The 16,270-nt window shown below is 50.9% G+C and carries 6 protein-coding genes; all 6 read left to right on the forward strand.

The genetic code is table 11. The annotated features are described in order from the left end of the window. The first annotated feature begins 32 nt into the window (after nt 1-32). A complete protein-coding gene (locus tag AB1E22_RS20210) occupies nt 33-1,352 on the forward strand; it encodes a chitinase (RefSeq protein ID WP_367597007.1) in 1,320 nt (439 codons plus the stop codon). Nucleotides 1,353-1,418: 66 nt separating this feature from the next. Then, nucleotides 1,419-3,614: a peptidase domain-containing ABC transporter gene (locus AB1E22_RS20215; RefSeq protein WP_367597008.1), complete on the forward strand. Its 2,196-nt coding sequence runs from the start codon at nt 1,419-1,421 to the stop codon at nt 3,612-3,614. After that, nucleotides 3,611-5,065 carry an HlyD family type I secretion periplasmic adaptor subunit gene (locus AB1E22_RS20220; RefSeq protein ID WP_367597009.1) on the forward strand — a complete coding sequence of 485 codons (1,455 nt, stop codon included), beginning with the start codon at nt 3,611-3,613 and terminating at the stop codon, nt 5,063-5,065. The genes AB1E22_RS20215 and AB1E22_RS20220 overlap by 4 nt, the downstream gene beginning before the upstream one ends. A 403-nt stretch (nt 5,066-5,468) precedes the next feature. Then, the gene (locus tag AB1E22_RS20225; protein WP_367597010.1) at nt 5,469-8,747 is read left to right on the forward strand and encodes a C2 family cysteine protease; all 3,279 of its coding nucleotides are present in this window, start codon (nt 5,469-5,471) and stop codon (nt 8,745-8,747) included. A 485-nt stretch (nt 8,748-9,232) separates the two neighbouring features. After that, a complete protein-coding gene (locus tag AB1E22_RS20230) occupies nt 9,233-13,249 on the forward strand; it encodes a C2 family cysteine protease (RefSeq protein WP_367597011.1) in 4,017 nt (1,338 codons plus the stop codon). A 490-nt stretch (nt 13,250-13,739) separates the two neighbouring features. Next, a complete protein-coding gene (locus tag AB1E22_RS20235; protein ID WP_367597012.1) occupies nt 13,740-15,947 on the forward strand; it encodes a C2 family cysteine protease in 2,208 nt (735 codons plus the stop codon). The last annotated feature ends 323 nt before the right edge of the window (nt 15,948-16,270 follow it).

The raw sequence follows: 16,270 nt of genomic DNA on the forward strand, positions 1-16,270 counted from the left end.
AATTTTACTCTTCAATAAAGAGGATAAGACAGATGACAACGCAAACCATCACCTGGGATTGGGGCACCAATACCCACGTCAGCTTTAACCCTGCAACAGATGTCCTGGATTTTGGCTGGATGCAGGCAGATCAATTTGATATTAGCCAGACAGACGGCTCAGTGGTTATTTCTATTCCCTCTAACAATCAGACTTATATTTTAGATGGCGTATCTTTATCTGAAATGAGTATGAGTAATATTGAAGCGAAAGACAGTAGCATGATGGCGGAATGGCAAACGACGTTAGGTTCCGGCACCACAACCACCGTTCCCGTTGATCCGGTAACCCCAGTCACACCGGTCACCACCGACCCCACCACGCCGGGAACTACCACGGGCGGCACCACGACCACACCTACTGACCCAACCACGGTGACGCCAGCGGGTACTCATACCGCCAGTTATGAATTTGCACCGTATGTTGATATGACAGGCTGGCCAACCCCTGACCTGACCACTATCAGCCAGCACTCTGGTGTGAAAGATTTCACCCTCGCATTTCTTGTTTCCGGCAGCCAGGGTGGGCTTGCCTGGGGCGGTGTTGTGCCGGTTGATAATGATGCCACGCCAGACGGAACCTCGACGTTTGCCCAGGAGATCAGTGATTTCCAGAAAACCGGTGGCAGCGTAACACTCTCTTTCGGGGGCGCCAGCGGGACGGAAGCGGCACTGAACGCGAAAGATGCGACCAGCCTGGCGGCGCTGTACCAGACGGCAATCGATAAATATCACGCGACCTCCATTGATTTTGATATTGAAGGCGGAGCAGTCGCCGATAAAAAATCCGTGGATATGCGCAATCAGGCGATTGCCATTCTTGAGAAAAACAATCCGGGTCTGGAAGTCTCCTACACGCTGCCGGTGCTACCGGACGGCCTGACGCAAGACGGGGTGAATCTGCTCAAAAGTGCAGTATCCAACAACGCCCATATCGATCTCGTCAATATTATGACCATGGATTACGGCGATCAGTATGACTCACAGTTTGGCGGCAAACCGGATATGGGGAATGCCACCATCGCCGCGTCCGATGCCTCAATTAGCCAGATTAAAGCGGCTGGTCTGGCTGATACCAAACTGGGGATCACCCCGATGATTGGTGTGAATGACGACAATAAAGAGATCTTCACCCTTCAGGATGCTTCTCAGGTTGCGCAATATGCAGAGTCTAACGCCGATGTCGGGCGCGTGGCGATGTGGTCAATTGGCCGGGATAACGGCCATGGTGCAGGCCAGCAATGGGCGGACAGCTCATACAGCGGTCTGTCACAAAGTGATTATGACTTCTCAAAAACGCTGATGGGCAGTTAATCGCGGCTTAATGACGGGGCCTGAACGCAGGCCCCGCTTTCGCGCACCAATAAGGAGTGGCTCACCATGACAGTGATACCGAATACCGCTTCCAGCGAGACGATTCTGCCGGGTGAAGGCATTATTGCACTCTGTTCCATTGCGCATTATTACAGCATTCCCGCTGAACCAGACCACATCATTAACGAGCTGGCCATTGAAGATAAAAGGGTGGATGCGCAGGATATTATCCGTGCCAGCCATCTGATTGGCATGAAAGCGCGGTTAATTACACACTTTAATGAAAAACGCCTGAGAAACCTTCCCGTTCCGGCCCTGGCACGCTTTCAGGATGGCCGATATTACGTGCTGACAGACAAAAACGATCAGGGGCTGTTTCGCGTTTATGACGTGACGCATCGCCGGGTGATGAACATTCCCGTTGAGAAGCTGCAGGCAAAAATAGAGGGTGAAATCATCCTTGTGCAGCGTAAGTTACGTGGCGAAGGCAAAGATCCGCGCGGCTTCTCCATTAGCTGGTTTATTCCTACTATCAAACGCTATCGCCAGCCGCTGATCCATGTTGTGGTGGCCTCGCTGTTTATCCAGATTTTTGCGCTGATTACGCCGCTCTTTTTCCAGGTCATCATTGATAAAGTTCTGGTCCACAAAAGTTATGAAACGCTGATTGTCATTGCTTTCGGCATGCTGATCGTCGCTGTCTTTGATGTGGCATTACGATATTTACGCACGTATTTACTCGCCCACACCGCCAACCGGATTGATGTGGAGCTGGGGCGGCGGCTGTTTCACCACCTTTTTGCATTGCCGATGCGCTATTTTGAATCACGCAGCGCGGGAAATACCGTGGCGCGGATTCGTGAGCTGGAAAATATCCGGAACTTTTTCACCGGTCAGGCGCTGTTCTCCGTGATTGACCTGTTCTTTATCGTTATTTTCCTGGCGGTGTTGTTCTTCTACTCCTGGTTCCTGGCGCTGATCACCGCCGCGAGTATTCCGGTCTATCTCTTCATCACGCTGGTCATGCGCCCGGCAATAAAAAAACGCATTGATGATAAATTTTATGCCAGTGCGGCCAGCCAGCAATTTCTGGTCGAATCTATCGTCGGGGCACAAACTATAAAAGCCTCTGCGGTAGAGCCCGCATTTCGCAAACAGTGGGAGGACAAACTCTCGCACTATGTGCGCACCTCCTTTGAAGCCTCACAGCTCACATCGCTTGGCCAGAACGGTATTCTGTTTGCCAATAAACTGTTCACCATTCTGATTCTGTTTTTTGGTGCGATGGCGGTCATTAACGGGCAACTCAGCGTCGGGGAGCTGATTGCTTTTAATATGATCTCCGGCCAGGTGGTGCAGCCCATATTACGGATTTCCCAGTTGTGGCAGGACTTTCAGCAGGTTCAGGTTTCTGTCGAAAGGCTGGGGGATATTCTCGATCAACCGCCTGAATTTACTCCTCAGCAGCAGGGAGCTCATGCTCCGCTGCGCGGCCATCTGCGCTTTGAAAACGTTAATTTTGCGTACAAAACGGGGGCCGCGCTAATCCTGAATAATATTTCCCTGGAGATTAAGCCCGGCGAAGTGATAGGGATTGTCGGCTCTTCAGGCTCGGGTAAATCCACGCTCACCAAGCTGGCGCAGCGGCTCTATTTGCCGACCGAGGGGAAAATCACCCTTGATGGTGTCGATATGAATAACGTCGATCCCGCCTGGTTGCGCCGCAATATCGGGGTCGTGCTGCAGGAAAATATGCTTTTCAACCGCAGCATTCACGACAACATCGCCTTTGCACACCCGACAATGTCACGGGCTGCGGTCATGCAGGTGGCTAAACTCGCCGGAGCGGATGAGTTTATCTCCCGCTTACCGCAGGGTTATGACTCAATTGTGGAAGAGCGTGGGGGAAACCTTTCCGGCGGCCAGCGTCAGCGCATCGCTATTGCCCGCGCGCTGGCAACCAATCCTCCGGTTCTGATCCTTGATGAAGCGACCAGCGCCCTGGATTATGAGAGTGAAAACATCATCCGTAACAATATGAAATTCATGGTGAAAGACCGTACGGTGATGATTATTGCGCACCGTCTGTCCACCGTTCGGGATTGTGACCGGATTATTTGCCTTGCCGATGGAAAAATTATGGAGCAGGGCACGCATGACATGTTGCTGGCTCACAAAGGCCTCTATGCCCGTTTATGGTCATTGCAAAATGCTTCCCGGCCTCATGCTGAATCCACGCCGCAAACAGAGGAGGTTGCATGAAATTCTTCGATCTAAAAAACAAAACCTTTACCAGCGATCGTGAGTTCCTGCCTTCCGCGCTGGAAGTGCAGGAGACGCCCCCTTCGCCCCTCAGGCTCCAGATGCTGTACACCATTTGCGCTCTGGTCGTTATGGCGTTTATCTGGTCAATTGTCGGCAAAATTGACGTTATTGCGACGGCCGGAGGAAAAATACAGCCGCAGGGTTATGTGAAAGTGGTGGAGTCGATGGTCAACGGTAAGGTGGAGCAGATCCTCGTGCAGAATGGCGATCGTGTACGTGCCGGGCAAAAGCTGGTGATGCTTGAGGCAAATGACGTCCAGGCCCAGCACAGCGATATTGGCTCACAGCTCTTGTCATGGCAGGCTGAAATTATTCGCCGTCAGACAGAGGATTCACGACTTTCGGGGTTAACCCTGAACAGCGGTCAACTTGTGCAAACGAGTGCGCTCGAGTGGCCGGAAAACTCGCCGATCCCGGAGGATATTCGCAGCCGTGAAGACGCCGTAATGCGTAGCGAGCTGGCTAAACTCAATGCCGATCTCGAGGATATTCAGGCCAAACTGATACAAAACCAGGTGCAGGAATCCTCGATGCGCACCGCAATCAGCTCTCAGGAAAGCCTGATTGATACCCTGAACCAGCGCGTGCATTTGCGAAGGGATCTGGTTGAAAAACAGGTGGTTTCCCGCGACGACTGGTTACAGGTCATCGCGAATGTCAAAGAAGCACAAAATAATCTGGCTAACTCCCGGGCACAGTTGAGCAATATTATCGCCAGCAAAACCATTCTCAGCGGTTCGTTCCAACAGACGCGCGATAATTTTGTGGCGACCAACCTGCAAAAACTGGTCGAGGCTGAACGCCAGGCCGCCAGTCTGCGCGAAAAATTTAAGGAGAGCCTGGTCCAGCTCAACCATATGACGCTGACCAGCCCGACGGATGGCATTGTTGCCGCCTCAAGCCTGACAACGCCGGGGCAGGTTATCAACCGGGGCGACGAACTGATGCGCGTGGTTCCGCAAGAGGCCGGCATGGAAGTGATTGCCTACGTGCCAAACCAGGAGATAGGTTTTATCAGGGAAGGGCAACATGTGGATGTGAAGATCAACGCCTTTCCGTTTACCCGCTACGGTACCGTGAATGGCACGGTAAAAAAAATCTCCAAAGACGCGATCCCCGATGCTGATGCTCAACAAAGCCAGCGGGATCCCACCCATGCATCAAATGCGATGACCGGCAGCTTCGGCGGCGGCCAGGCGACCAGTACGCTGGTGTTCCCGTTAACCGTTTCTCTGGCACAAAATTTTATTGATGCGGACGGCAACAGAATCAATCTGGTTCCCGGCATGGGCGTGACGGCAGAAATAAAAACCGACAGACGGCGACTCATTGAATATTTAATTTCCCCGGTTTATGACGTGACGTCCAGTTCCTTACATGAGCGTTAAACCGAGGTTTTATATTTTTCGATTTGTTCCGCTAATTATTTAATTGATGACCATGTAGCAGTGGAAGAAATATAAATATCACCTCTGCGCTGTCCTAAAGTGTAAATAACTATGACATGTTTTTATCTAAATCGAGGTTCTCTTCAGGGTTGTTAATAGAATTTATCCATAAAGGCGAGGTGACACCGATATTCATTAAGACTGGCTAATCAAAACATCCTGCATGATGTTTAAAGGATGTTGATTTTTAGTTAATGAGAAATTAATTTGATAGTGATGTGAATTTTCATCTGCGCATCATCCATCCTGAAAGACCTGAGTGAATTAAGTTTTACGGTGTTATTACGCCGGGTTTAACTCATCAGGTACCCAAAAAGAAATATAGGCTTTTAAGGGGTAATATATGTCAACAACACAAGATACTGCCGCTTCACCGGATATAAACACCATTGGTACCTGGACTCAGTCAGATTATGCTTTATTGACTGCGGGACTTGTCTCAGCTCTGACATCCGATCAAATTAAAGCAATGGTTCACCCGGAATGGATCCCGGTTACGGCGGTCACTGGTTTAACTGCTGGGCAGGTAGCTGTTATTACGCCAAGCCTTGCTTCGGTCTCCGCTGCCTGGCTAAACAGCCTGGCTGTTACCGCATTTCAGGGGCTGACCACGACTCAGATAGGCCAAATTACCTCGGCAAAAGTTGCCAGCCTGGATAACATCCATCTGAATGCTCTTACTGCCACTCAAGTTACCGCCCTGAATGGTATAACGTCGCTCAGTAGCATTCAGTTTAGCCAGCTCAATCTGACAGGGTTATCGGCATCCGCGATTGGGAATTGGTCACACAACAATTATTCAGGCCTTACAGCCCAGCAGATAACAACGTTAAGCGATACTCAGATAAAGGCTATGCAGCATCCTGACTGGATGTCAGCCTCTGCCGCCACAGGATTTAGCGCGGAACAATTGGCTAATATCAATATCAGTTTTTCCTGGTTCTCTTCAGCCTGGGTGAACAACCTGAGTATCCCCGCATTCCAGTCATTGAGTGTGACGAGTCTTGGTCAGATCTCTGCGACGACATGGACACAAATTGATTTTGCCCACGTAAGCGCGCTTAACTCCGCCCAGATCGGGGTGATTAAACTGGACTTCTCCGGCGTTTCCGCCGACTGGCTCAATGGCCTCAGCCTTGCAACATTCCAGGGGCTGACCGCCACCCAGATCGGCCAGCTCACCGCTGCGACAGTTGTCGGTTTAAGCGATGCCCGCCTTGGCACACTCACCGCTACCCAGACCGCGGCATTAAACAACCTCAGCCAGTTGAGCGGCCATCAGTTCAGCCTCCTTAACATCTCAGCTATGTCTATCGCACAGATTGCGACCTGGACACCTGACCAGTATGCAACCCTGACGCCGGCGGAGTTTAATACTCTGAGCACAGCTCAGATCGGCGCCATCGCCAATCCGGCAGCGCTACCGCTGAATATTGTCAGCGCCCTGACTGTCGCCCAGGTCAACGCCATCAATACCGATTTTTCTAAACTGCCCGATACCTGGCTCAACAGCCTCAGTACCACGGCGTTACAGGGACTGACGCCTTACCAGTTCTCACACCTCAGCAGCTTGACCCCGGCTGAAGTCAACAAGATCACCAGTATTGCGGCACTGAGTAACGCTCAGTTTAGCCAGCTCAACCTGACAGGTGTCTCCGCATCTGTGATGGCAGGATGGTCCAAACAGGTGTGGGCAGGCCTCACCGCCGCGCAGGTCTCTTCGTTCACGGCGGCGCAAATCGATAGTTTCCAGCATGCCAGTTGGCTACCCGCGACCGCTGCCGCAGGCCTGTTGCCGTGGCAAATGGCCCCGTTATCTGCCAATTACAGTCAGTTCAGTGCTGACTGGTTTAACCATCTGCAACTGGCTTCGTTCACCGCCCTCGACACCAGCCGTCTGAACCAGATTACTACCTCCGCGCTCTCGGGAATGGACACCGCTCACCTGGCAGCCCTGAGCGCCGCGCAGGTCGCTTCAATGAATAATCTGGGCTCTATGGCATCGGCAAAATTTGGCGTGCTAAATATCTCGGCTCTTTCTACCAGCCAGATTGCAGCCCTGACCCTGGGCCAGTACCAGGGGCTAACGCAAACGCAGCTCTCTTCCTTCAGCGCCACCCAGATCCAGGCGCTGGCGCACCCGGAATGGCTCGCATCGGCTCTTATCAATAATACGGACATTGCTCAGTTCGCCGCCCTTACGCCAGCCCAGCTCGCCAGCCTGAAGCCTGGCGCTATCGCCTCACTGGATGCTGCTCATCTTGCGGTCTACTCAGGCGATCTGAAGGCGTTGACTCCGGAGGAGTTGCTGGCGGTTGGGCCACGCCTGACCTCAACTCAGATTGGAACGCTCACCGATAGCCAGCGCAGTATGCTTACCGCCAGTGACAGCACTTCCCAGACGCTGATTAACAGCCTGAGCGATGCCGGCCTGAAAAGCATTATGCAGTCCGTTGTTTCCAGCGCCGGGACCTTATTCAGCTTCAGCGCGATTGAGTCGGTGATGAAAGCTCTGGATGCCAGCCTGACCGATTCCCTTTCCACTTCCGCCTATACGGCTTTGCAGGGCTATGTCCAGAATATCGGTCAGATCTGCGGTAAAGATTCTTCGGTGTATTCCCTGGCTAATGGTCTGGTGAATGGCGCTGGCGGTGCATCGGTGGATTGGGTCAATACGGACGGGACATTCACCCGTATCGGCAGCCTGAATGTAGGGTCATCTGCGACTCAGTTTAACCAGTTGATCTCCACCTGGTTTGACGGCGCGGATATTCCGGTTTCCTCTTCAACGGCTCACGTCGATGGACGACCGCTGTTTGCCAATGGCACACCGACTATCAATGATATTCACCAGGGACAAATTGGTGACTGCTGGGTGTTATCAACCTTCCAGTCAGTGGTGAATACCAGCCCGGACTTTATTAAATCGATGGTGGTACAGAACAGCAATGACACCTACAGCGTGCGTTTCTTCAGGGGGGGAAATACTGACTGGGTCACGGTAGATAATAATGTCTGCTCTTACGGAGAGTCTTCTTCCTCTTCTTCATGGGCTGCTATTTATGAGCGAGCCTATCTGCAATACCGATCAACGTATAGCGGGGCGGATAATACCTACGCGTTTTTAGATGGCGGGTTGTGGGATCCACTGGAAGCAATGACAGGCGACACCGTTACGTCCTATTACACGCCAACACTCGATAAATGGAATTCAAGCATTGTTCCTGAGCTAAAAGCCGCCGTGTTAAACCATCAACCAGCGTTAATTTCCAGTTGGGAAAACACAAAGGATTCGGTGAACGGCTATACGGATTTTGTTTCAGGGCACCAGTTGGCCATCATTGGTTTCGATGACAATACGGATAAATTCATCATTACCAACCCGTGGGGAGCGGACTCCACCTCAGGTTTCAATGGAACATTCGAGGCCACGACGGATCAAATGTGGGAAGACGGTAAAAGCTATGTTGCCTGGGCGAATTCTAATGTTGCAACGGGTGCGGTAGGGCAACTGGTAACGGCGATGGCCAGTATCGCTCCGACATCAGCGGCAGATTTAATAGCTCCTGCTCCAGCCGCTAATTCAAACAACGCGCTTCTTGTTGCTTCGCATGCAGCATAAATACCATTAATACCTAAACCCCCGTACGAAAGTGTGGGGGTTCTTTTCTTTCAGAATTTAGCTTCTATTAAATAAAAGAAATAAATAAAGAACCGCGTAATCCTTTTAATGCCCTTATTACCACTAACTGGTTATCTATAAATAAAAAAGAAAGCTAAAGTGTTAATGAGTGTAACGAAACGGCATTAAGAAACGTCGGTTTTATTAAGGTCATTGATGTGAGCCGCCTGTTTGGCAGGTTAATTCTCATATTTATTAAACGTCCCTAATGAATGCGTAACTCAGCTCCTTTTTCGTTTTTCTTTGCGTTGCGAAGGTGTTGAGTTTTAGTTAAAGAGATATTACTGTGAATGTGAGGTCATTATTCAACAGCGAACTTTCAATTCTTAAAAGCCTGAGTGAATTAATTTTCACAAGTATCTTGTGTGCCTCATTTAAATCATAAGGGCTCTAAGTAAATAATATTCATTGTTAAGGGGTAAAGTATGTCTACAACACAAGATGCTACCGTAACACCTGATTTTAATACCATCAGCAGCTGGACTGCGGCCGATTATGCCTTACTGACTGCCAATCTTGTTCAGTCCATGACCCTTGCTCAGGTGCAGGCAATGTTGCACCCTGAGCAAGTGCCCACCGCTGCGGTCAGCGCCTTTACCCCGGAACAAATCAGCAGCATAAAGGTGACTTTTTACCCGACCGCGGCATGGATAAATGCGTTAAGTATTCCGGCTTTGCAGGCCTTAAGCCCTGCGGCATTTTATCATGTGACCCGCCCGCAACTGGTTGGTGTCGATGCCGCGCATCTGTCTGCCCTGACGGCCGCCCAGGTTGCCGGCACCAATAAACTCGACGCATTAAGCAGCGCTCAGTTCGGGTTACTGAATATCTCCGGGATGTCCGTATCCCAGATTGCAGGCTTAACTGCGATGGAATATGCCGGGCTTAGCGCGGCACAAATTTCCTCTCTGAGCCCGTCGCAAGTATCAGCTATTGCTAATATCGTTAACCTGCCGCTCGCCGTGGTAAGTGGGTTGACTGCAAACCAACTGCCTGCTCTCACCATCGATTTCTCTACCGTCTCCGTCAACTGGCTTAATGCGCTGAGCCCTGATGCCTTCCGGGGCCTGAGTACAGTTCAAATCGCTCAAATCAGCGCGGCAACCGTATGCGCCCTTGATAATGCGCATATCAGCGCACTCACAGCCAGCCAGTTCGGAGCCCTCAATATTTCGGGCTTCTCGACAACGCAGATTGCCAGTCTGAATGCCACCGAATTCTCTGGACTCACGGCTTCGCAAATCTCCTCCCTCAGCCCGGAGCAGGTCGCCGCTATTCCCAATATCGGGAACCTGCCACTGGCGGCGGTCAATGGATTGACTGCAAACCAGTTAGCAGCGATCACTACAAATTTATCCACCTTTTCCGTGAACTGGCTTAATGCACTGAACACGAATGCTTTCCAGAGCCTGAGTACGGCTCAAATCGCTCAAATCAGCGCGGCAACCGTACGCGGTCTCGACAATGCCCATCTGAATGCTCTGTCTGCCTCGCAAGTTACCGCCCTGAATGGGATAACGTCGCTTAGCAGTGCTCAGTTCGGTCTGCTCGATCTCACCGCCATTTCTGCCACTACCATGGCGCAATGGGGTCAAAGCGTCTGGGCCGGGACGACCGCGTTGCAGATGTCGCTCTTAACCACTGACCAGATTAATGCCATGCAGAATGCCACCTGGCTGCCACTGACGGCAGTTTCCGGCATCATGCCCTCGCAGGTACTGGTCTTCACCGCAAACTACGGTCGTTTCAGCGGTACCTGGTTTAACCAGATGCGCCTGGACTCTTTCCAGACGCTGGACAACGGTCGCCTGGCACAGATATCAGCGGCAAACTGGGCGCAGATTGATTTTGCCCATTTCAGTGCGCTTAACGCTGCCCAGATTGGGGTGATTAAACTGGACTTCTCCAGGGTTTCTGCCGATTGGATCAATGGCCTGAGCCTTGAAACATTCCAGGGATTAACCGCTACTCAAATCGGCCAGCTCACCGCAACGACAGTTGTGGGTTTAAGCGATGCCCGTCTGAGTGCACTCACCGCTACCCAGATCGAGGCATTAAACAATCTCAGCCAGTTAAGCGGGCATCAGTTCAGTTTGCTTAACCTCTCGGCTATGTCCTCCGCACAGATTGCGGCCTGGACACCTGACCAGTATGCGGCCCTGACGTCAGCCCAGTTCAACACCCTGTCCACCGCTCAGATCGGCGCCATCGCCAATCCGGCAGCGCTGCCGCTGAATATTGTCAGCGCACTGACTGTCGCCCAGGTCAACGCCATCAATACCGATTTTTCTAAACTGCCTGACAGCTGGCTTAACAGCCTCAGCACCACCGCGCTACAGGGACTGACGCCTTATCAGTTTTCGCACCTCAGCAGTCTGACTGCGGTGGAAGTCCTCAACATCACCAATATTGCAGCCCTGAGTAATACTCAGTTTAGCCAGCTTAACCTGACAGGAGTCTCCGCATCTGTGATGGCCGGATGGTCAAGTCAGGTATGGGCCGGGCTCACTGCCGCACAGGTTTCTTCTTTCACGGCGGCGCAAATTGATAGTTTTCAGCATGCCAGTTGGCTACCCGCGACCGCTGCCGCAGGCCTGCTGCCATGGCAAATGGCCCCGTTATCCGCCAATTACGGACAATTTAGTGCAGACTGGTTCAACCATCTGCAACTGGCTTCATTTACCGCGCTGGACACCAGTCGTCTGAGTCAGATTTCATGGTCGGCTTTCTTTGGTATGGATAGTGCACACCTGACCGCTCTGAGTGCAGCCCAGGTTGCCTCTATGACGAATCTTGGATCAATGCCGAGCAGGGCATTCGGCCAGCTAAATATTTCAGCTCTCTCCACCGCACAGATTTCCGCCCTGACACTGAAGCAGTACCAGGGGCTGTCCCAGACGCAGCTTTCCTCGTTCAGCTCTGCTCAGATTCAGGCGTTGGCGCATCCGGAGTGGCTGGCGCCGGGGCTCATCAATAACATCAGCGTTGCACAATTTAGCGCCATGACGGCAGCTCAGTTTGCAGGCCTGAGTAGCGCTGCCTTTACCTCTCTGGATGCGGCCCATCTCGCCGTCTGGCCCGGGGACGCCACCGCGCTCACCCAACAGGAGTTGCTGGAAGTCAGACCTCGTCTGACAGCCACCCAGCTCAACGCGCTTACTGATAATCAGCGCACGATGCTGACAACCAGTGATACTGCGGCTCAGAGCCTGATTAACAGCCTGAGCGATGCCGGACTGAAAAGCATCATGCAGTCAGTCGCATCCGGGGCCGGAACACTGTTCAGCTTCAATGCGATTGAGTCAGTGATGAAAACCCTTGATGCAGGAATAAGTGACGGCTTAACGGCCTCTCAGTATGCCGGGCTGCAAAGCTATACGCAGGCTATTGGTCAGGTCTGCGGTGAGAACTCATCGATCTATTCTCTGGTCAATAGCATGGTTAACGCTGCTGATGGTGCTTCGGTTAACTGGACAGGCGCCGACGGTACCTACAGCCGGATTGGCAATCTTGCGGTGGGCTCAACCTCCATTCAGTTTGGCGAGCAGATATCCGCCTGGCTTGATGGCACCAACGATCCGGGCTCGTCTAATACTTATTACACTGATGGCCGCCTTTTGTTTGGTGATAGCGGCACGCCGACTATCAATGATATCAGCCAGGGCTCTATTGGTGACTGCTCGATGCTTGGTGCCTTGCAGACCGTTGTGAATGTTCAGCCGGATTACATTAAATCGATGATCACGCAGAATGCTAACGGCTCATACAGTGTTCGTTTCTTTAATGGTAATAAAGCCGAGTGGGTGACGGTGGATAATCAGACCTGCTCTTATGGCGAGGGCGTTTCAGGTTCTTCCTGGGCCGCTATTTTTGAGCGCGCAAGTGCTACTTTCAAGGCATCATTTAAGAACTCCGGAAACAGTTATGAAAGTGTGGGAGGATTTGGTGACGAAGAACTGCAGGCAATTACCGGAGATAAAATTATCTCTTATAGTCCCGGTAGTTATTCAGAAGCTGACTGGAATACGACAATCTTTAATATTCTGAAAACTGCTGTTCTGGCCGGGCAACCGACGGATATCGGGAGCTTTGAATACACGAAAGATGCGCAGAACAATAAGTCAGATTTTATCAGTGGTCACGAGATGGCAATCATCTCATTTGATGAAAATACCAACAACTTTGTCATTGCTAACCCTTGGGGGGCTCAGGGCAACGCTAATTTTAATGGCACATTTGAAGCATCAATGGATCAGATGTGGCAGGGAGGGAACGGAAATACGAGTGTACATATTGCTAACTCCGACGTTGCAACAGGTGCGGTAGGGCAACTGGTAACGGCGATGGCCAGTATTGCACCGACGTCCGCAGCAACGTCAGGGGCGGCAGCGCCAGCCGCTAATTCAAACAACGCGCTTCTGGTTGCTTCGCAAGTCGCGTAATCACCATTAATACCTGAACCCCCGTCCGAAAGTGCGGGGGTTTATTTTTTCCATAAACAACTTTCCGCACGATAAATTGATTAAATAAAACCCAATATAATCATATTTATATTTTAGCTAACCCCAACGGGTTATTTTTCTGTAAGAGTGGCCGCAAAAACAAAGTGTTAATGAGTGTGACAAAATGGCGTTGTAAAACGATAGGTTTATTAAGGTAACTTATGTAATTCGCGGATTTGATAGGTTAATGGTTGCATTTCATAAACACCCCTAATGAATGCCAGATTTAATTTCTACCTCGGTGTTTTTAATGTTACTGCAATGTTGAATTTTAGTTAATGCCATATTATTGTGAAGGTGAGGTTATTACTCAACAGTGCAGTAATCATTCTAAACAGCCTGAGTGAATTAATTTTCACAAGTATCTTGTGTGCCTGATTTAAATCATAAGGGCTCTAAATAAATAATATCCATTGTTAAGGGGTAAGGTATGTCAACAACACAAGATGCGACCGCTTCACCTGATGTAAATACTATTAATGGCTGGACTCAGGCAGATTATGATTTATTAACAGCCGATTTTGTCTCCACCATGACGTCCGATCAGATTGCAGCGATGGCGCACCCGGAATGGATACCGACTGCGACTTTGGGCAGCTTATCTGCCTCTCAGGTGGCAGCCCTACAAAGTTTGACCACTCTGAGTAACGCCCAGTTCGGCCTGCTCAACCTGACAAGCGTCTCCGCATCTGTGATGGCAGGATGGACCAAAGATGTTTGGGCAGGGCTTACCGCCGCGCAGGTTTCATTGTTCACCAAGGCGCAAATCGGCAGTTTCCAGCATGCCAGTTGGTTACCGGCGACGGCTGCCGCAGGCCTGCTGCCATCGCAGATGGCTCAGTTGTCTTCCCTTTACGGTCAATTCAGCGCGGACTGGTTCAATCATCTGCAACTGGCGTCCTTTACGGCGCTGAACGCCAGCCGTTTGAATCAGATTTCTGCCGCCACACTCTCGGGAATTGATAACACGCACCTGACCGCTCTAAGTGCTGCCCAGGTCGCTTCCATGAATAATCTGGGCGCTATGGCATGCGCAAAATTCGGTGTACTAAACATCTCTGCGCTGTCGACCACTCAAATTGCAGCGCTAACCCGCATGCAGTATGAGGGGTTAACTCAAACGCAGATCTCCTCATTGAGCACCACTCAGGTTCAGGCGTTGGCGCACCCGGAATGGCTTCCAGCGGCTTTTATCAATAATACCGACATCGCTCAGTTTGCAGCCTTAACGCCTGCCCAGTTTGCCGATATGAAGCCGTCTGCCATCGCCGCTCTGGATAGCGCGCATCTCGCCGTGTTTGGCGGCAATCTGCAATCTCTCAGTGCTGATGTGCTGCTGACTATCGCGCCACGTTTAAGCCAGCAACAACTTGCATCCCTGACTCAGCAACAGACTGCGCTGTTATCGTTATCAGACAATACCAAAGACACGCTGATTAACAGCCTGAGCGATTCCTCACTGAAAAGCATCATGTCATCTGTTTCAGCCGGTGGTAACTCGCTGTTTAGCTTCCAGTCCATTGAGGCCGTATTGAAGGGTTTTGCTGCGGGCCTGAGCGACGGATTAAGTGCCGCGCAGTACGGCGATCTGAATACCTACGTGCAAAATATTGGCACCGTTTGCGGCACCCGTTCGCCAACATATTCGCTGGTCAATTGCATGACGACGGGAGCGAATGGCGCTTCAGTCTCCTGGACATCGCCGGTGGATGGAACCCTAAGTCGTATGGGCAGCCTTGCCGTGGGGACGACCTCCACACAGTTCAACCAGCTTATCGCCAACTGGTTTGATGGAAGCAATGATCCCGCGACCTCATCATCAGCTCATGTTGAGGGACGCCCGCTGTTTGTTAATGGCACACCGTCTATCAATGATATTCATCAGGGCGGAATTGGGGATTGTTCTCTTCTCGGCGGTCTTCAGGCGGTGGTAAATGTTTCACCTGACTTCATCAAATCGATGATTGTTCAGAATACGAATGACACCTACAGCGTGCGCTTCTTTAATAAAGGCGTTGCCGACTGGGTCACGGTTGATGGTAAAGCCCCGGGCAATGGCGCGAATATGAGTACCTCAAGCTGGGCGACTATTCTTGAGCGGGCCAATGTTGCTTTCGAAGCCACTTATCAAAATGACGTCAACGCCTATTCCAGCCTTAGCGGTTACGGGAACAACAAACTGGCTGAAATCACAGGGAATACGATCACCGATTACAAAGCGAGCCATTACACGGAGGCGGCCTGGAACTCGACTGTTTTCGACATTCTGAAAACGGCGGTGCTTTCCGGGGAAGCTGTGGATATGGGGAGTGAGATAAACACCAATGATGATACCCATTTTGTTAAAAGCCATGAGATGGCGATTACGGCGTTTGATGCGGATACCAGTAAATTTGTGATTACCAATCCGTGGGGCGCATATAGCGCAACGGGGACGTTTGAGGCCTCGATGGATCAAATCTGGCAGGGGGGTGTTAGCGAAATTCACATCTCTAATTCTGCAGGAGCCAACAGTGCAACCGGGCAACTGGTAACGGCGATGGCCAGTATTGCACCGACATCAGCAGCGTTAACAACATCAGCAACACAACCCGCCAGCGCCGGTAATGCACTTCTGGCAGCAACGCAGGCGGCATAATTACCGGGAAGACCATAACTCCCGCCCACACGGGTGGGAGTTTGCGGAATATTGATAATCTTGTTCTTCGCCAATGATTGAACTACAGAATTTTCTGACAAACAGATAAGAAAATGACCAGATAATACTGTGGTAAATTTTTCAAATACGCCGGAATGTGTTTAATCATCAACGAGAGGTTTGGATAATAACGATCTGAAGAATATTCACCTTTGGTGATGAATATATTTTGAGTTGTATTTATTACATTATTTTATTTTTTAATAATGTCCCTCTCATGCAAACCACAAATGCATTTCTAATATTTTGTTCGCTTGCTTCAC

This window comes from Buttiauxella gaviniae (assembly GCF_040786275.1).
GTDB classification, from domain to species: domain Bacteria; phylum Pseudomonadota; class Gammaproteobacteria; order Enterobacterales; family Enterobacteriaceae; genus Buttiauxella; species Buttiauxella gaviniae_A.